23 protein-coding genes are annotated in these 17,902 nt (G+C 64.4%); all 23 read left to right on the top strand.

Features of this window, described 5'->3' with window-relative positions; genetic code table 11:
- The first annotated feature begins 9 nt into the window (after positions 1-9).
- The 23 genes from nifK to AC0GNO_RS18535 all read left to right on the top strand — a co-directional run bounded on the left by nifK (position 10) and on the right by AC0GNO_RS18535 (position 17,606).
- Positions 10-1,569 (top strand): nitrogenase molybdenum-iron protein subunit beta, encoded by a 1,560-nt coding sequence (gene nifK, locus AC0GNO_RS18645; RefSeq protein WP_472905033.1) that lies wholly within the window; start codon positions 10-12, stop codon positions 1,567-1,569.
- A gap of 187 nt (positions 1,570-1,756) precedes the next feature.
- The gene (locus AC0GNO_RS18640; RefSeq protein WP_472905032.1) at positions 1,757-2,074 is read left to right on the top strand and encodes a 2Fe-2S iron-sulfur cluster-binding protein; all 318 of its coding nucleotides are present in this window, start codon (positions 1,757-1,759) and stop codon (positions 2,072-2,074) included.
- A gap of 2 nt (positions 2,075-2,076) precedes the next feature.
- Positions 2,077-2,451, top strand: coding sequence for a hypothetical protein (locus tag AC0GNO_RS18635; RefSeq protein WP_472905031.1), 375 nt, complete (start codon positions 2,077-2,079; stop codon positions 2,449-2,451).
- Positions 2,452-2,559: 108 nt separating this feature from the next.
- The gene (locus AC0GNO_RS18630) at positions 2,560-3,045 is read left to right on the top strand and encodes a hypothetical protein (RefSeq protein WP_210825810.1); all 486 of its coding nucleotides are present in this window, start codon (positions 2,560-2,562) and stop codon (positions 3,043-3,045) included.
- Positions 3,046-3,064: 19 nt separating this feature from the next.
- On the top strand, positions 3,065-4,783 hold the full coding sequence (locus AC0GNO_RS18625) for an AAA family ATPase (RefSeq protein ID WP_472905030.1): 1,719 nt from the start codon (positions 3,065-3,067) through the stop codon (positions 4,781-4,783).
- Positions 4,784-4,790: 7 nt separating this feature from the next.
- Complete coding sequence (locus AC0GNO_RS18620; protein ID WP_472905029.1) at positions 4,791-5,147, top strand: hypothetical protein; 357 nt, start codon at positions 4,791-4,793, stop codon at positions 5,145-5,147.
- Between the two features lie 16 nt (positions 5,148-5,163).
- Complete coding sequence (locus tag AC0GNO_RS18615; RefSeq protein WP_472905028.1) at positions 5,164-5,643, top strand: ferritin-like domain-containing protein; 480 nt, start codon at positions 5,164-5,166, stop codon at positions 5,641-5,643.
- A gap of 159 nt (positions 5,644-5,802) precedes the next feature.
- Complete coding sequence (nifE, locus tag AC0GNO_RS18610; RefSeq protein WP_472905027.1) at positions 5,803-7,296, top strand: nitrogenase iron-molybdenum cofactor biosynthesis protein NifE; 1,494 nt, start codon at positions 5,803-5,805, stop codon at positions 7,294-7,296.
- A 22-nt stretch (positions 7,297-7,318) separates the two neighbouring features.
- Positions 7,319-8,719, top strand: a complete 1,401-nt coding sequence (gene nifN, locus AC0GNO_RS18605) for a nitrogenase iron-molybdenum cofactor biosynthesis protein NifN (RefSeq protein ID WP_472905026.1) — start codon at positions 7,319-7,321, stop codon at positions 8,717-8,719.
- 14 nt (positions 8,720-8,733) lie between these two features.
- Positions 8,734-9,144, top strand: a complete 411-nt coding sequence (gene nifX, locus AC0GNO_RS18600; protein WP_472905025.1) for a nitrogen fixation protein NifX — start codon at positions 8,734-8,736, stop codon at positions 9,142-9,144.
- Positions 9,141-9,629 (top strand): NifX-associated nitrogen fixation protein, encoded by a 489-nt coding sequence (locus tag AC0GNO_RS18595; RefSeq protein ID WP_472905024.1) that lies wholly within the window; start codon positions 9,141-9,143, stop codon positions 9,627-9,629. The genes nifX and AC0GNO_RS18595 overlap by 4 nt, the downstream gene beginning before the upstream one ends.
- 2 nt (positions 9,630-9,631) lie before the next feature.
- Complete coding sequence (locus tag AC0GNO_RS18590) at positions 9,632-9,829, top strand: CCE_0567 family metalloprotein (RefSeq protein WP_472890145.1); 198 nt, start codon at positions 9,632-9,634, stop codon at positions 9,827-9,829.
- Between the two features lie 115 nt (positions 9,830-9,944).
- Entirely contained in the window at positions 9,945-10,256 is a 312-nt protein-coding gene (gene fdxB, locus AC0GNO_RS18585) for a ferredoxin III, nif-specific (RefSeq protein WP_472905023.1), read from the top strand.
- Between the two features lie 6 nt (positions 10,257-10,262).
- On the top strand, positions 10,263-10,706 hold the full coding sequence (locus AC0GNO_RS18580) for a nitrogen fixation protein NifQ (RefSeq protein WP_472905022.1): 444 nt from the start codon (positions 10,263-10,265) through the stop codon (positions 10,704-10,706).
- A 315-nt stretch (positions 10,707-11,021) separates the two neighbouring features.
- Positions 11,022-12,329, top strand: coding sequence for a tyrosine-type recombinase/integrase (locus AC0GNO_RS18575; protein WP_472905021.1), 1,308 nt, complete (start codon positions 11,022-11,024; stop codon positions 12,327-12,329).
- Between the two features lie 106 nt (positions 12,330-12,435).
- Positions 12,436-12,945, top strand: coding sequence for a hypothetical protein (locus AC0GNO_RS18570; protein ID WP_472905020.1), 510 nt, complete (start codon positions 12,436-12,438; stop codon positions 12,943-12,945).
- Between the two features lie 354 nt (positions 12,946-13,299).
- Positions 13,300-13,500 carry a hypothetical protein gene (locus tag AC0GNO_RS18565; protein WP_472905019.1) on the top strand — a complete coding sequence of 67 codons (201 nt, stop codon included), beginning with the start codon at positions 13,300-13,302 and terminating at the stop codon, positions 13,498-13,500.
- Positions 13,497-13,859 (top strand): hypothetical protein, encoded by a 363-nt coding sequence (locus AC0GNO_RS18560; protein ID WP_472905018.1) that lies wholly within the window; start codon positions 13,497-13,499, stop codon positions 13,857-13,859. Before AC0GNO_RS18565 ends, AC0GNO_RS18560 begins: the two co-directional genes overlap by 4 nt.
- Positions 13,856-14,143 (top strand): hypothetical protein, encoded by a 288-nt coding sequence (locus AC0GNO_RS18555; RefSeq protein ID WP_472905017.1) that lies wholly within the window; start codon positions 13,856-13,858, stop codon positions 14,141-14,143. Before AC0GNO_RS18560 ends, AC0GNO_RS18555 begins: the two co-directional genes overlap by 4 nt.
- Positions 14,143-16,134 carry an AAA family ATPase gene (locus AC0GNO_RS18550; RefSeq protein ID WP_472905016.1) on the top strand — a complete coding sequence of 664 codons (1,992 nt, stop codon included), beginning with the start codon at positions 14,143-14,145 and terminating at the stop codon, positions 16,132-16,134. The genes AC0GNO_RS18555 and AC0GNO_RS18550 overlap by 1 nt, the downstream gene beginning before the upstream one ends.
- 117 nt (positions 16,135-16,251) lie before the next feature.
- Positions 16,252-16,623, top strand: a complete 372-nt coding sequence (locus AC0GNO_RS18545) for a VRR-NUC domain-containing protein (protein WP_472905015.1) — start codon at positions 16,252-16,254, stop codon at positions 16,621-16,623.
- Between the two features lie 44 nt (positions 16,624-16,667).
- Positions 16,668-16,859, top strand: a complete 192-nt coding sequence (locus AC0GNO_RS18540; RefSeq protein WP_472905014.1) for a hypothetical protein — start codon at positions 16,668-16,670, stop codon at positions 16,857-16,859.
- A gap of 12 nt (positions 16,860-16,871) precedes the next feature.
- The gene (locus AC0GNO_RS18535; protein WP_472905013.1) at positions 16,872-17,606 is read left to right on the top strand and encodes a hypothetical protein; all 735 of its coding nucleotides are present in this window, start codon (positions 16,872-16,874) and stop codon (positions 17,604-17,606) included.
- Positions 17,607-17,902: the final 296 nt, after the last annotated feature.

Here is a 17,902-nt window from a genome sequence, read left to right as displayed (position 1 = left end):
GAGAGCACCATGCCCCAATCAGCCGACAAGATCCTCGACCACGAACTGCTGTTCCGTGAGCCCGAGTACCAGGACATCTTCCGCAACAAGAAAGCGGAATTCGAGTTCAACCACAGCGACGAAACGGTCAAGCAGATCGTCGAGTGGACCAAGACCGAAGACTACAAGCAGAAGAACTTCGCCCGCGATTCCCTGTCGGTGAACCCGGCCAAGGCCTGCCAGCCGCTGGGCGCCGTGTATGTCGCCAACGGTTTCCAGAAGACGCTGAGCTTCGTGCACGGCAGCCAGGGCTGCGTGGCCTACTACCGCTCGCACTTCAGCCGCCACTTCAAGGAACCCACCTCCTGCGTGAGCTCTTCGATGACGGAAGACGCGGCCGTGTTCGGCGGCCTGAACAACATGGTCGACGGCCTGGCCAACGCCTACAGCCTGTACAAGCCTGACATGATCGCCGTCTCGACCACCTGCATGGCCGAAGTGATCGGTGACGACGTCGACGCCTTCATCAAGACCAGCAAACAAAAAGGCAGCGTGCCCGACGAGTTCGACGTGCCCTTTGCCCACACCCCCGCCTTCGTCGGCAGCCACATCACCGGCTACGACAACGCGCTGCTGGGCATCCTGCGCCACTTCTGGGACGGCAAGGCCAAGACCACCGAACCGCTGGTTCGCGTGCCCAACGAGAGCATCAACTTCATCGGTGGCTTCGACGGGTACGTCGTCGGCAACATGAAGGAAATCCGCCGCATCTTCGATCTGTTCGGTGTGCAGGTGAACATCATCTGTGACCCGTCCGGCAACTGGAACACGCCCACCGACGGTGAGTTCCGCATGTACGCCGGCGGCACCTCGAAAGAAGAAGTGGTTGCCGCCCTGCACGCCAAGGCCACCATCGTGTTCCAGGAGTTCTGCTGCGAGAAGACCAGCAAGTTCATCGCCGAACACGGCCAGGAAGTCGTCACGCTGAACGCCCCCATTGGCGTGGCCGGCACCGACCAGTTCCTGATGGAAATCTCGCGCCTGACCGGCAAGCCGATCCCGGCCGAGCTGGAAAAAGAACGCGGCGAACTTGTGGACGCCATGGCCGACAGCCAGGCCCACCTGCACGGCAAGCGCTACGCCCTCTACGGCGACCCGGACCAGATGCTCGGCTACGCCCAGTTCCTGCTGGAACTCGGTGCCGAACCCTCGCACGTGCTGGCCACCAACGGCACCGAAACCTGGGCCAAGAAAGTGCAGGAGCTGTTCGACTCGTCGCCCTACGGCGCCGGCTGCAAGGTCTACCCCAAGCGCGATCTGTGGCACCTGCGTTCGCTGCTGTTCACCGAGCCGGTGGACTTCCTGATCGGCAACACCTACGGCAAGTACCTGGAACGCGACACCAAGACCCCGCTGGTGCGCATGGTGTTCCCGATCTTCGATCGCCACCACTACCACCGTTTCCCCACCTGGGGTTACGACGGCGGCATGCGCGTGCTGGTCACGTTGCTTGACGAGTTCTTCGAGACGCTGGACGCGAACACGATCATCCCCGGCAAGACGGACTACAGCTACGACATCATTCGGTGATTGAGTCCCCCCCTGCGCCGGCCTGCGGCCGTCACCCCCCCAGGGGGGCGCCGCTGGCGGCCCGGCAAAGCCGGTTCCGCGGCGGCCTCGGTGAGCTTCATTGCTCGCCGGAGACTGACTTGGTGGTGCGGGTTCATTTCATTTTTTGAGGTGCTTTATGGCCAACGTGACATTCAGTTCTCCGCGCATGAAGAAGGACCTCACGGTCTATGCCATCGCGGGTGACACCAAGACTCTTCTGGCGGTGGCGAAAGCCAACAACATTCCGCTGGATTTTGAGTGTGAGAACGGTGAGTGCGGCTCCTGCCAGCTGCAGGTGACCGTGCTCTCGGGCAACACGCCGCACGGCGTGGCGCTGACCGAAAAAGAGAAGACCGTGTTGAAGCTGTCCGGAAAGATCACCGCGCAGCAGATCGCCGACGCCGAGACCAAGGACCTGCCACCCCCGTGGCGACTGGCCTGCCAGTTCATCGTGCGCAACGAAGACATCGTCGTGAAGTTCTGACCATGAACACGCCCGCCATCCCCACTGCACCGGCTCCCGATGGATCGGGAAGCACGGCCCTTGAGGCGGTCTACATCAAGACCACGCAGGACGGCCGCAAGGTTGAAGTGATCGACGGCTGGGTTTGTCTGGGTGGTGTGCGCGAGGCGGACAACCTGATCGCCATGGACGAACACCCGAACCGCCAGGCGATCGCCAAGGCGGTGCCGGGCGCCACCCATGTGGCGGGTCGCCTGCCCCTGACCCTGCCCGAAGCCGCTGTGGCCCAGGGCGCCCTGTCGATTGCGCAGCGGCAGTTTGACGCCAGTCCGGCCGGCATCACCCAGCGCCTGCGCAAAGCCGTCTGGGCCAAAACGGCCGCTGAAGGCGTGGAGTGAAAGCGGGTTGCCCGGCCCGGCGCCGGCTGGCCCACAGCGGCTGGCCGCGCTGCCCGGGTGGTCGGCGCCCCTGGCGTTGTTGAAGTCCCCCAGCCACCGGAGAAAACCATGATCTATGTGGTGGAAGTGCCCGAACAAGCCGCCCCGCGCGCCTGGTTCGCCTACGACGAGGCCGACTTCGCCCGCAAGGTCGAGGCCGGCGATGCGTTGCAGCCCTGGGAAATCTTCGACAGCCTGAGCCCTCGCGAATTGCTCGACGACCTCGGCCACGCCGAGGTGGATGCGCTGGCGCGCGAGCGCTACCCGGCCATCTGCGCGCTCGGCGACAGCCACGGCTGGGACACGGCGCTGTACCGGGCAGACCACCTGCTCGGCAGCGGCGTGCTGAGCGCCGAGCCGGTGAGCGAGGCCGCGGCCCTGGAGGCGGCGCTGGCCGCGCGCGGCGGGCTCACCTGCGTCTACCGCGGCGACCGCGACGCCATCGGCGCATTTGAAGGTGCCGACCCGCGCATCGCCGGCAAAGACAACTGGCACGCGCGGCGCGCCCTGTACGAACAGCTGGTGGCGCTGGAAGTGCTGGCCGACGACAACTGATCCCCACCGATCCACGGCCATGAAGCTGCGCATCGAACGCACCCATGCCCAGACCCTGGCCGGGGAATTCCCCGAGCTGGCCGGCCTGACGGACCAGCTGCGTTTCGGACAACACGCCGAGACCCGGCTGCGCCTGCTCAGTGCGCCGGTGCTGGACCGTCTCGACCAGCTCTGGGACGCGGGCGGCCCGGCTCAGCAGCGCCGCGCCGTGCAGCTGCGTTCGCTGCGGGGCCTGCTCGGCGTGCCCGGCGCCCAGCGCTTCACGGCCGACACGCTGGAAGACGTGGTGCCCGCGCTGGTGGCTTATCTGGCCGAGGGCAGCACGCACGGCTGGCTGTTCAGCGCCGACACCGATAGCGTGCCGCTGGCCTGGTGCCCGACCCGCATCGACTACACGCCGCCCTCGAACGACGAAACCGGCAAGGTCACCATCGACCTCAAGGCCAACGCCAAGGGCGGCCTGGTCAACCAGACCCTGCGCCTCTCGGGCAACGACGTGATCGGCCGCAGCGTGGCCGAGCTGCTGCTCGCGCGCGGCCTGGTGCGTGAGACGCCCGAGCTGCTGCGCGCGTACGAAGCGTCGGTGGCCACGTACTTCGAGTGGCGCGCGCAGAGCGGTGCCCAGTTCCTCGGCCGTGGCCTGGCCTTTCACGCGCCCGACCCGAGCGCCACCCACCGCGACTGCGACTGGCTGCGCAAGGACATCGTGATCCTCTCGGCGCAGGGTGAAGCGGCGCGCCTGGTGAACGACGAGGCCGTCCTGCAGCAGCGCGACACCAGCCTGGAAACCCCGGGCGAGCTGCTGACCAACTACCTGAACAAGGCCGCCAAGAGCAGCCAGTACGACGCCGAGCAGGACGTGCTGGTGCTGAAAGCCGAGCTGAAAGACAGGCCCCGCCTGTTCCGCCAGCTGCCGGTGCACCCGCTGATCCTGATGTTCCACCTGGAGCTGCACCACCATGTGTGGGTGCATGTGGACGACCTCGAACCCTACGCCTACAAGCCCCAGCTCAAGCAGCTGCTGGTGCTGCCGCCCGAGCAGACCGACCTGATCGACATCCTGACCGCCGAGATGGACGTGTTGATGGACGACATCATCGCCGGCAAGTCCGGCGGCACCACGGTGCTCTGCGCCGGCCCGCCCGGCGTGGGCAAGACGCTCACCGCCGAGGTCTATGCCGAGATCATCCAGCGCCCGCTTTACCGCGTGCACTCGGGCCAGCTCGGGCTGAACGTGGCCACCATGGAGACGGCGCTGAAAGACGTGCTGCAGCGTGCGCAGCGCTGGGGCGCGGTGCTGCTGATCGACGAGGCCGACGTGTACATCAAGAAGCGCGACGACAACCTGACCATGAACGCCGTGGTCGGTGTCTTCCTGCGTGTGCTGGAGTATTTCAACGGCCTGCTGTTCCTCACCACCAACCGGGTGGATGACATCGACGAGGCCATCGTCTCGCGCTGCATCGCGCTGATCCGCTACCACCCGCCCGACGCGGCCGCCCGCGCGCGCATCTGGGGCGTGATGGGTGAGCAGTTCGCGCTGGCGCTGGCGCCCGGCATGCCGCAGATGCTGGCCGACCTGTTCCCGGCCGCGACCGGGCGCGACATCAAGGGCCTGGCCAAGCTGGTCGCCAAGTACTGCCGCCACAAGCAGGTGGGCGCGAGCCGCGAGGTGTTCCTGCGCTGCGCCATGTTCCGCGGGCTGGACCCTTCTGTTGAGTCCTTGACGATTCACTGAGCCCGCCATGTTTGCCCGCATGCAATACCTGATCCTGCAGAACAGCGGCGAGGTCATGGCGCGCCTGCTCGCCGAGCTGCAGGGGGAAGAAGAGCTGTTCGCCAGCGCCAACACCCTGGCCTGTGTCGAGATGCACCTGCTGCGCATGGCGCAGACCCTGGCGCACTGGCCCGAGCCGCTGCGCCTGCGCCTGGTCCAGCTCGACTGGCACGGTTGGGGGCGCCTGCAGGGCATGCTGGAGAGCGATGGTCAGCCACGGCGCGAAGAGGTCTGGTACGGCATCCACGCCCTGGTGCCGGCCACGCTGGAACTGATCGCCCAGCTGCGCCAGAAAGAGCCGGCCTGGTTCGAACTGGATTTTTGACCGAAGGAAGATTGACATGGAATCCGTTGAAGAATTTCTGGCCCACACCATCCAGCTGGAAAACGAAGCCGCGCTGCGCTTCGGCCAGCTCGCCGACGCCATGCGCACGGCCGGCAACACCGAGGTGGCCCAGCTGTTCCGCCAGCTGGCCGACTACTCGCTGCTGCACCTGGGCGACGCGCGCGAACGCGCCGGCTACCGCAATCTGCCCACGCTGGCCGAGGCCGACTACCAGTGGCCCGACATCGAGAGCCCCGAGGCCGCAGCGATCTGGGCCGCCGACCCGTTCATCGGCATCGAGCAGGCGCTGCAGGTGGCGCTGGACGCCGAGAGCGCCGGCCTGGCCTTTTACGACAACGTGCTGCAGACCACGACCGACCCCGAGATCAAGGTGCTGGCGAAAGAGTTTGTAGAGGAGGAGGCGCAGCACGTCGCAGAGCTGGAGCGCTGGATCGTCCTGCACCGCAGCGGCGCCAAGCTGCCCATGCAGAAGTGAACCGCGGTGGTGGGGTGGCCTGTCGCAAAGCCACCGTGACATTCCCTCCAAAACCGCCACTGAAGAGCGAGCGACAAGCGAAAACGGACTGAAAAGCAGCGGTTTTGGGCTGGCACCCAACTTGCAAAGGGACTCACAACCCACCGTCTGGAGTCCGCCATGTCTGTATCGCTCAAGGCCAAGATCGCTGAAGTGTTCGAGGAGCCCGGCTGCGACATCAACCAGGGCAAGAGCGAGAAGGAACGCAAGAAGGGCTGCACCAAGCAGCTCTCGCCCGGCGCGGCCGCGGGTGGTTGCGCCTTCGACGGCGCCAAGATCGCGCTGCAGCCCGTGGTCGACGTGGCGCACCTGGTGCACGGCCCCATCGCCTGCGAAGGCAACTCCTGGGACAACCGCCACAGTGCATCCAGCGGTTCGACGATCTACCGCAGCGGCTTCACCACCGACATCAACGAACTCGACGTGATCTACGGCGGTGAAAAGCGGTTGTTCAAGTCCATCCGCGAGATCATCGAAAAGTACGATCCACCCGCGGTCTTCGTCTACCAGACCTGCGTCACCGCGCTGACCGGCGACGACATCGAAGCCGTCTGCAAGCGCGCCGCCGAGAAGTTTGGCAAGCCGGTGATCCCGGTCAACGCGCCCGGCTTCGCCGGCCCCAAGAACCTGGGCAACAAGCTCGGCGCCGAAGCCCTGCTGGACTACGTGATCGGCACCGTCGAACCCGAGTTCACCACCGCCTACGACATCAACATCATTGGCGAATACAACCTGGTCGGCGAACTCTGGCAGGTCAAGCCGCTGCTCGACGCCCTGGGCATCCGCATCCTCTCGTGCATCTCGGGCGACGGCCGCTACAACGAGATCGCCAGCGCGCACCGGGCCAAGGTCAACATGATGGTCTGCTCCAAGTCGATGATCAACATCGCGACCAAGATGGAGCAGCGCTACGGCATCCCGTATTTCGAAGGTTCGTTCTACGGCATCAGCGACATGAGCGAGACCCTGCGCCAGATCGCCAGCCTGCTGGTGAAGCAGGGCGCCGACGCCGAACTCATCGAACGCACCGAGCGCCTGATCGAGGTGGAAGAAGCACGCGCCTACAAGCGCATCGCCGAATACAAGAAGCGCCTGCAGGGCAAACGCGTGCTGCTGATCACGGGCGGCGTGAAGTCCTGGTCGGTGGTGGCGGCGCTGCAGGAAGGTGGCATGGAAATCGTCGGCACCAGCGTCAAGAAGAGCACCAAGGAAGACAAGGAAAAGATCAAGGAGATCATGGGCGAGGGCGCCGACGCCCACATGATCGACGACATGACGCCGCGCGAGATGTACGCGATGTTGAAGGAAGCGCGCGCCGACATCATGCTGTCGGGAGGCCGCTCGCAGTTCGTGGCGCTCAAGGCACGCATGCCCTGGCTCGACATCAACCAGGAACGCCACCATCCCTACGGCGGCTACGAAGGCATGGTCGAGCTGGTGCACGAGATTGATCGCGCCATCTTCAACCCGGTGTGGCAGCAAGTGCGCATCCCCGCGCCCTGGGGCGACGACGGCGAAACCCTGGGCGCGGTCACGCCGAACACCACCACCGATCACCTGAGCGGTATCGCGGCCAAGGCGATGGGGCTCGAACCCGAAGAAGTTCCGGTCTGACGCCACCACAAGGAAAACAGCCATGGCACGCGTCGTCGAATCCAAAAAAGCCTGCACCGTCAACCCGCTCAAGATGAGCCAGCCGCTGGGCGCGAGCTTTGCGTTTCTCGGTCTGGACGCCTGCATGCCGGTGATGCACGGTTCGCAAGGCTGCACCTCCTTCGGTCTGGTGCTGCTGGTGCGTCACTTCAAGGAAGCGATCCCGCTGCAGACCACGGCCATGAACGAGGTCACCACCATCCTCGGCGGCTACGAAAACATCGAGGCGGCGCTGCTCAACATCCGCAAGCGCGCCGCGCCCAAGGTGATCGCGATCTGTTCCACCGGCCTGACCGAAACCAAGGGCGACGACGTCGACGGCTACCTCGTCACCGCGCGCAAGCGCCACCCCGAGCTGGCCGACACCGAGATCATCTACGTCTCCACGCCCGACTACGTGGGCGCGTTCGAAGACGGCTTCAAACACGCCATCACCGCCATCGTCAAGTCGCTGGTGAAGCCGCTGCCGGTGGTGGCCGACCAGGTCACGCTGCTGCCGGGCAGCCACCTCACGCCCAGCGACATCGACGAGCTGCGCGAGATGATCCAGGCCTTTGGCCTGAACCCCATCGTGCTGCCCGACATCTCGGGCTCGCTCGACGGCCACATCGCGCCCGACTGGCGCGGCACCACACTCGGCGGCACCACGCTGGAACAGATCCGCGCCGCGGGCGCCTCGGCCTTCACGCTGGGCATCGGCGAGCAGACACGCGAAGGCGCCGAGGCGCTGGAAAAGATCGCCGGCACGCCGCTGGAGATCTTCGAGCGGCTGACCGGCCTTGCCTGCAACGACCGTTTCCTGCAGCGCCTCTCTCAGCTCTCGGGCAAACCCGTGCCGGCCAAGTACCGGCGCCAGCGCAGCCAGCTGCTCGACGCCATGCTCGACGGCCATTTCTACACCGGCGGTATGAAGGTGGCCCTTGCCGCCGAGCCCGACCTGATGCTGGCCCTGGGCGGCCTGCTGCACGAGATGGGCGCCGAGCTGCGCTGCTGCATCAGCACCACGCAATCCAGAGCCCTTGAGCTGCTGCCGGCCGAGCAGGTGCTGCTCGGCGACCTGGAAGACCTGGAGACCGCCGGTGCCGACTGCGACCTGCTGGTCACGCATTCGCACGGCCGACAGGCTGCGGAGCGCCTGAACAAGCCGCTGCTGCGCGTGGGCTTTCCGGTGTTCGACCGCATCGGCAACGCGCACAAGGTGAGCGTGGGCTACCGCGGCACGATGAACCTGATCTTTGAAATCGCCAACCTGATGATCGATCGCATCGCCCACCACCACGCGGGCGACTGGCCGCTCACGCCCGAAGCGCAGCTCGCCACGCGACGGCTCGACAAATCCAACGACGCCTTCCCACCCACCCCGCTGGCTGCGGCCAGCGCCTGACCCAGGAGTCCACCATGAAGATCGCCTTCGCCACCCAGGACAAGGAGCGCGTGGACGCGCACTTCGGCTGGGCCAAGAGCATCGTTGTCTACGAGATCGGCCCCGAGGGCCATCACTTCGTCGAGAGCTTCGAGTTCGGCGACAAGCTCGAAGAAGACGGCGACGAAGACAAGCTCGCGCCCAAGCTCGAAGCCATCAAGGACTGCGCGATCCTCTACGTGGCCGCCATCGGTGGCTCGGGTGCGGCGCGTGTCGTGGCCATGAAGATCCACCCGATCAAGGTGCCGCAGCCCGAAAGCATCGCCGAGATCCTGGACAAGCTGCAGGCCGTGCTGCAGGGCACACCGCCGCCCTGGCTGCGCAAGGCCATGGCCAAGGACAGCGAACGCGCATTCGATTTTGAAGACGACGAGGTCACCCCATGAACGCCACCGCCACCCCCGAACTCGCGCCCGAGAGCGACGAGGCCTTTTTGAACACGCCCTTTGTGCAGCAGCTGATCAAGCAGATGCGCGCGCAGGACACGCACGGCAGCTGGGAAGGCAAGACCGACCTGCAGTTGCTCAAGCCCTTCATCCACACCGCCGAAGAGCGCCGCGCCCTGCCCATCCTCGGCGACCCGGACCCCGAGACCCTGTGGCACCTGGAGATTTTCTACAACGCGATCGCGGTCGCGATCGAGCGCGAGACCGGCCAGATGGTCTCGCCCATGATGAAAATGAGCCACGAAGGTTTTGGCCGCATGGTGCTGATCGCTGGCCGCCTGGTGGTGGTCAACAAGCAGCTGCGCGACGTGCACCGCTTCGGCTTTCCCTCGCTGGCCAAACTGTCCGACGCGGGCACCAAGTTCCTGAACGAAGCGGTGGCCATGATCCGCGAGTACCCAGCAGTCGCCCAGTACGGAGCCTGACCATGAGCACCGAAGCCGATGAACTCAAGGCGCGCCTGAAGAAGGCCAACGCACAGGCCACGCAGGCCAAGATGGACCTGCACGACCTGTCCGAGGACCTGCCCACAGGTTGGGAAAACATCCTCTCGGTGGCCCAGCGTTGCCACGACACCCACGCCACGCTGATGGACCTGCGCAAGGCCGTTGCCGCAATCACCTGATCCCCCCTGCGCCGCTTCGCGTCTTCCCCCCAGGGGGACGCACCTGGTGGCCCGGCACAGCCGGTTCCACGGGTGCCTTGCACGAAGTCGCTCACACCGCCAAGGAGTTTGTTTCATGAGCGAACATTTCAGCGTCACACTGCCCAGCGGCGCCACCTGGACGCCGACCTTTGTCGCCGCCCTGGACGAAGACAAATGCATCGGCTGCGGCCGCTGCTTCAAGGTCTGCCCGCGCGGCGTGCTCGAACTTGTGGGTCTGACCGACGAAGGCGAGCGCATCTCGGTCAACCTCGACGACGATGACGACGACGAGGAATACGAAAAGAAGGTCATGACCATCGCGCACCAGGAGTTGTGCATCGGCTGCACCGCCTGCTCGAAGATCTGTCCGAAGAAGTGCTACACCCACGCTGCTGCGCCGGCCTGAACCCCCATGCCCGAGCTGGCCACTCCCCGACCCGACTGGCGCGCACTGGCCGAGCGCATGCAACGCCGGCGCGATGAGGTCGACGACGTCATGAGCCTGCTGCTGGAGCACGCCGACATGGCGGCCGGTTCGGCCGACGAGCTGCGCCAAGTGTCGTGGGCCATGGCCTGCGCCACGCTGGGCGATCAGCACCTGTGGCAGGACATGGGCCTGCCCACGCGCGAGGCCCTGTCGCAGCTGATCGCCCACTGGTTTCCGGCCCTGGCGGCCCGCAACACGCAGCACATGCGGTGGAAGAAGTTCCTCTACAAACAGCTCTGCCTGCGCGAAGAGCTGCCGATCTGCCGCTCGCCCACCTGCGAGGCCTGCTCCGAACACAGCGTGTGTTTTGGCCCTGAAAACACGCCCATGGTGGTGCTCGCCAAACCGGGGGAAACACAAAGGGTTTGACACAGCTTGTCTATAAATGGGCTACAAGCCAACCCAAAAGAAAAAGCCCGCTATCGTAAAGATAGCGGGCTTTCCTTTGTTTACTTGGTGCCGGAGAGATGAATCGAACACCCGACCTTCTCATTACGAATGATAGGATAGGTATGTTCGCCTGCGTTGATTGATGCTGATATAATCTATATAAATCAACGATTTAGGTAAATGCCACTGGACAAGTGAACAGCCTAATCGTTGATTGAGATTCGGCATTTTTCGGCAAATAGTCTTACATCCGCCCTTACATCCTGGCCGATGTAAGACAGCGAAGGGCACCACATGGCAAAGATTGCATTCACCGCTGGCCGGGTATCGGGGTTCAAGTGCCCGCCCGAAAAGAAACAGGCTTTTCTTTGGGATGCGACTGCGCCGGGGCTGGGGCTACGTGCCACGCCAGCCGGGAAACCCGCCTACGTTTTCCAGAGCGTGTACCAAGGCAAAGACCTGCGCATAACCATCGGGAGCCCTGCCGCCTGGAGCATCCCCGACGCGCAAGCTAAGGCACGCGAGCTGCAACGCTTGATTGATGAAGGCAAAGACCCCCGCGACCTGAAACGCGAAGCCCTGGCTGTCCATGCTGAAAAGCAGGCCGCAGCCGCAGCGCGAGCCCTGACCGTGGGCGAGGTTTGGCCGCTGTATCTGGAAAACGGCAAGCCCAAGCGCCGCGATGCATGGAAACCCCGTTACCGTGCCGACCTTGAAGTGATGGCCGCGCCCGGTGGCGAAAAGAAAAAGCGAGGGCAGGGCACAACAAGGCCGGGGCCGTTGTTTCCGTTGCTGGCGCTGCCGCTGGCCGGGGTGAACGAGGACACGCTGAAAAGCTGGTATGACCGGGAAGCCGTGGCCGGTAAGCACCAAGCCGCCCGCGCCCTGATGATGTTCCGGGGTTTCCTGCGCTGGTGTGCTGCCCGCCCTGAGTATCGGAACCTGACAGACCGCGATGCAGGCAAGGCAGCCGCCATTGTCGAGAACCTGCCCAGCAACACACGCCGCACCGACGCCCTGGAAGCCGCCCAGGTGTCCGGCTGGTGGGCTGGCGTGGAGCAACTGAGCAACCGCACTGCAAGCGCCTATCTGCGCGCCTTGCTGCTGAGTGGTGCCCGCCGTGAAGAACTGGCCGCCCTGACATGGGCGAACGTGGATTTTCAGTGGCGCAAACTGACCATTGCCGACAAGGTGGAAACCACCCGAACCATTCCCCTGAGCCCATACATGGCGCACATGCTGGCAACGCTGCCAAGGGTGGGGCCGTATGTGTTCGCCAGCACGGGCAAGGCAGGGCGCATTACAGACACCCGCAACAGCCACGCAAAGGCCCTGCAAAGCGCTGCAATCGAGGGGCTGACAATCCACGGCCTGCGCCGTTCCTTTTCGCTGCTGGGTGAGGCTGCCGGGGCACCTGCTGGGGCTATCGCGCAAGTAATGGGCCACAAGCCAAGCGCAACAGCCGAGGGCTACAGGCCGCGCAGCATTGACGCCCTGCGCCCGTTTCTGGAACAGATAGAGGCGCACATTCTGAGCCTTGCCGGTGTGCAGTTTGATGCCAAGGCCGCGCCCGGTGCGCTGCGCGTGGTGCAAGCCGCGTAATCAGTTTCGCCCCAGCTAGGCAGGGCCGCAATCCTGCCGAAAAGCCAGTTCCCCCGCTGGTCTGCTGGTGGCACCTATTTAGGGGCGCATCCGGGGGGATGCCAACATGACACAAAGCGAAATCCGCGACCGCCTGCTAGACCTTGCACGGGTACGCCTAAAAGCACGCTTCGGAGCGTTTGAACAATTCCGGTTTACCTTGGATGGCCTGCCCGCTGGTGCCGCCATCCTGACCCGTGCCGCACTGATGCCCGCCCCGTGGACTGTGGGCCTAAGTTTGGGACTTGATGAGGCAGCACGGCAGATTGATGCCCACTTGCTGAGGCTGATTGATGAATGGGCACAGCATGAAGCGCCCGCCCGTCAAATACCCGTGCTGGAGGGATTGCAGCCGCTGGCCGCAGAGCCCCAGGCAGCGCCAATGGTGGCAGCAAACGCAGAACAACGGCAGGCGCGCCGCTGGCAAATGTGCATTGATGCTGGATTGCCTATGCCGCAAGACACCTACGCACAATTGCCGCGTGGAATCAAAGAAATCGCAAAAGCCGAGAACATTACGCGGCAGGCCCTGGCGCAAGACCTGAACGCGCATAGAGAGCGACTTTTCGGCAAGTAAAGCGGCAAGCGAACGGCAGGCGCTTACCTGCCGATATATGCGAATACTTGGGAACCGTCATCAATCAATGCCCAGCGATGGGCAGAAAGACGGTAACCAATGCAATCCGCAACGCAACACAGCGCAGACACCCGCCGCGCTGTCACTGAGCCTCAACAGTTCCCCCCGCTGGAACTGGTGAACCGCCCCACGGTTCCGACCGAGCAAGCCGCGCATTATTTGCTGCGCCGTCCTCAAACTTTGAGGGGCTGGGCCTGCGCTGAAACCTTCCCGGATGGCCTGCGCCCCGTTCGCATCAATGGGCGCTTGGGCTGGCCTGTGGCTGGAATCAAATCCGCGCTGGGGGTGGCGTAAATGGCCGCCCCGTTCGTACCCCAGGACGCGCTGCAAAAGCTGCGCACCGTAGCACGCGCAAAAGGGTTGCGTGTGTGGGTTGACCACGAAGCCCGCATTACCGGCAAGGCGTTTTTGCTGCTGCAAAAGGATGGCCGCACCCTGGCCGAATTTGACAGCCACAAGCCCGCGTTGCTTTGGCTGGGGGAGGTGAAGCAATGAGCGCCCCAAAAGGAAAGGCCCCCGCACCGACCAAGACGCAAGGGGCCCACGGTGAACAACTTTCGTTTCTGCCGCCCCCGCCATTTTGCCCGACATGGCCCAAGCGTGGAACCCTTGCCGATAAGGCGCTGGGGATGCTGATGGATGGCCGCCTGATTGACCATCCCGACTTCGAGAACAGCACGCAATCCTGGCGACTGGGAGCCGTGATTTTCACGCTGCGCGCTTACGGCTGGCCGGTGGAAACCGTGGAGATACCGAGCCCCACCCAGGACAACCCGCACCGAGTTATCGCGCTGTATCGCCTTGACGGGAAATACACCGCGCAAGCCCTGGCGATGAATGGGGGTGCTGCATGAAGGCAGTTCAAATCGAATGCAGTTCCTTTGAGTGGTGGGGCGACCGCTGGAACAGTGCAATGCCCTATTCGTTCGACGCTTGCACTATCCCGGACGGGCACCAACTGCCGAACGCGCCCGTTAGCGTGTACGTGCTGACGCCTGACGCGCTGGAGGCCGCGCAACTGCTGCGCCTGCTGGCTGCGAAGCTGGAGAGGGAGCCTCAGCTACTCGCACCGCTGAACGAGCCGGGCAACACCCCAGGCAACCCCGCCCCAGTAGATGACGGGGGGTGCCCGTTTTGATGACCGACACCGCAAAAGCAATCGACGCATTGCACAGCATCCCGCCCGACATAGACCGCGAGTCATGGGTGCGTGTCGCAATGGCTGCAAATGCCGCCGGGGTGGGTTTTGACGACTTCGACGCCTGGAGCGCCGGGGCTGGAAACTACGATGCCGCCGCCGCCCGCGATGTGTGGCGCAGCATCAAACCGGGTAAGGGCGTGGGGGCTGGAACCCTTTACCGCGTGGCCGCTGAACATGGCTGGCGCATGGGTGAAGGCAAGCCCCAGCAAAGGCCCATGCAAGCCCCCAGAAAGGCACCAGAGCAGCCGCGCCAGCCCGCCCCAGGCATGAGCCCTGCCGAAGTGTGGAACCGCTGCGAACCCGCAACCGCTGCGCATGGCTACATCGTGGCAAAGGCCGCCGCCGGTGTGCCTTTGGATGGCCTGCGCGTGGTGCCTACTGGTGACCCGCTGCGCATTCAAGGCGAGAGCATGGCCGGGGCGCTGGTGGTGCCTGCCTATGCGCCCGATGGCAGTTTGCAGAGCCTGCAATGTGTGACCACTGGCGACACCGCCGCACGCTTGAAGGCGAAGGGGAAAAAGGCGAAGCTGAACCTACCGGGTGCGCCGATGGCCCGTGGATCCTTTGCCGTGGGCGAGCTGGTGCCCGGTGCGCCCGTGGCCTTGTGCGAGGGCGTGGGCACCGCGTGGGCCTGCTGGCAGGCTACCGGGCATCCTGCCGTGGCGTGCTTTGGCTGGGGCAACGTGGGCAAGGTAGCTGCCGACCTGCGCCAGCGTGACGCATCCGCCCGGCTGGTGGTGGTGCCCGACACGGGCAAAGAAGAAAGCGCCGCAGAGATTGCCCAGGCCGTAGGGGCTGCCGTTGCCTACATGCCCCAGGGTGAGGCGCAGAACTTCGACGCGAACGACCTTGCACAGCGCGATGGGTTTGATGTGCTGGCCTGCACACTGGAAGCTGCGACAGAGCCCCCAAAGCCTGCGCCCCGTTACAAGCTGCTGGGAGCCGATGAACTGCGCGACCTTCCCCCGCTGGCGTGGCGTGTGCGTGGTGTGCTGCCTGCCGTGGGGCTTGCTGCGCTGTATGGCCCGAGCGCATCCGGTAAATCGTTCCTGGCCTTCGACATGGCCGCCGCCATTGCTGAGGGGCAACGCTGGTTTGATTGCCGGGTGGAAGCTGCGCCCGTGGTGTATGCCGCGCTGGAGGGTGAAGCCGGGTTCAAGCTGCGCGCCCAGGCATGGGAGACAAGCCGGGGCCGTGCGCTGCCTGATGGCCTGCGCATGATGCTGCAACCGTTCAAGCTGACCGATGGGCAGGACGTGCTAGACCTGGCCGCCGTGGTGCCTGCTGGTGCTGTGGTGGTGCTGGACACGCTGAACCGTTCCGCACCGACCGCAGACGAAAACAGTTCACGCGACATGGGCGAGATTCTGGAAGCTGCCAAGACTCTGCAAACCCTGACCCGTGGGCTGGTGCTGCTGGTTCACCACACGGGCAAGAATGCCGCCGCTGGCCTGCGTGGGCACAGTTCGCTATTCGCTGCGATGGATGCCGCTATCGAGGTTTCACGCGAGGGCGAGCGCCGGGAATGGAAGGTTGCGAAAAGCAAGGACGGGCAGGACGGAGCCGCACACCCGTTCAAGCTGCAAGTGGAAACGCTGGGCGTGGAGGATACGGGCGAGGCCATTACATCGTGCGTAGTGCTACGCGACACCGCCGCCCAGGATGTGCGCGCCGTGAAGCTGCCCCAGGGTGGAAATCAGCGCGTGATTCTGGATGCGCTGCGCCCGATGTTCAAGGACGGGCAAACAGGCAAGCCCGGTGCCCCGCTGCTGCGCCCCTGCATTGAACTGGAAGCCGCTGTATCTGCTGGCGCTGCAAAGCTGACATGCCAGACCGACCGCCGCGCAACACGCACCAGAGAGGCAATCACTGGACTGGTGGCCCGTGGGGTGATGGGCTGCAACGAGGGGTGGTTATGGCTGGCGTGACGAATAACCGAAATTCACCGTTCCGTCTGTTTTCGGTGAAATCCGTAACCGAAATTCACCGCCCCCTATATATAGGGGGTGAAAGTTCGGTGATTTTTTCGGTGGGGAGGTTTGGCAATGAATGCTGACCTTTTCGGCCTGGAACAACAGACCCCCCGAACCAACAGCCGCCCCGAGGCTGCCGCCCTGGTGGAAGTGTTGAAAGCGCTGCGAACGCACCCCGCCGTGGCATGGGCCGAACGCATGAATACCGGGGCTGCAAAGGTGGGCAACCGCTTTATCCGCTTTGGCTGGCCGGGCTGCCCTGATGTGCTGGGGCAATTGAAGGATGGCCGCTTTTTGGGTGTGGAAGTGAAAGCCCAGGCCGGACGCCTGCGCCCAGAGCAAGCCCTATTCCTGGCGCGCATCCGTGCCGCTGGTGGCGTGGCCTTTGTGGCGCGTGACTGCCGCGATGTGTTGCGCACCTTGGGCGAGGCGCAAGCCCCGTAACACGCTGCCGCCCTGCATCCCTTCACCAACTTTTGAAAGACAACATGTTCCAAGCAAAGACCGGGCAGACACCGCCCCCAGAACTGGCCGCCGCGATGGCGAAATTTGAAACCGCGCAACTTGAGCAACTGGCGCACAACGTCGCAAACCGTGGCGCGCTGCTGCCGCGCAACCTGACAGCCGAACAGCGCCGCGCCGTTATGGCGATGGTTTCCCGCGTTAACCCTTCCCTTTGAATCGAAAGAACCATGAAAACCATCAATCAAAACACCCGCTTCACCGAAGCACAGAACACCCTTGCCGAACTGACCGGCGCATTCAATGCAGCCACTGCCGAGGAAGCGCGTTTGCTGGGACTGCTGGCCGCGCCTGCCGATACGTTCGACCCCCTGGCCGCTGGCCTGCGCCTGCTGCGTGGTGAGCCTGCACAGCGCAACGACAGCACGGGCCTTAATCGTGAGCTTGCCCAGGTGCGCGAACGTCTGGACACCCTGCGCCCCGCCATTGAAGCGCAACGGGCCGCCGTGGCTGCGCTGGTGGCCGAACTGAGCGCCGCAGTCTGCGCAGAGGCCCAACCGGGGCACGCAAAGGCCGTACAAGGCGTGGCTGATGCGCTGGTGAGCCTACGGGCTGCGCTGGCTGCTGAGGCCGCTGTGAGGGGTTCTATCGAGGCCGCCGGGTATCGGTGTGGTTTGGTAGGTGTGGCAGAGCCTGAACTGAACTTCGCAGACACGGAAAGCGCCGCGTCCCGCCTGCTGCGTGATGTAACCCGCCGCCTGGAAGTGGAACGCCTGCGCGCCGGTGGGCCGGTGAATGTCCGGCTGCTGGTGGACGGCACGGGGTTTGGCGACCTTGGGGACGTTGTGAAAATCGACGGGCCGGACGCTGCGCATGTGGTGGCGCTGGGACATGGTGAGCCGACCACGGCGAAGGCGGGCAAGCTGCCGCGTGTGCGCGAATCTATCGCGCTGGTGCTGGGCTAAGAGAGTGGGCGGGCCTTCGGGCCTGCCTTTGCCTTATGCAGCACACACAACAAACGCTTGAAGCCGCCGGGGTTCGCGTGAACGTTCGCGAGTCCTGTTTTGAACTGCTGGGGAATGGGCACCGCGTCCTAGTGACTGCCCTACAAGACATTGACCGGCACGACATAGCCGCACTGACCGGCACGACAAGGCCAGCACTGGGCAGGCATGGTTTCCGGCTGGGACGCGATGGCCTGCCGCGTGAGTGAGGGGGGGCACGGTCAAAACGTACACCCTGCCGATATGTAAACCGACAT

The organism is Hydrogenophaga sp. L310, assembly GCF_055703065.1.
The sequence above is the reverse complement of the archived record's forward strand: the minus strand, read 5'-3'. Positions and strand labels throughout refer to the sequence as shown.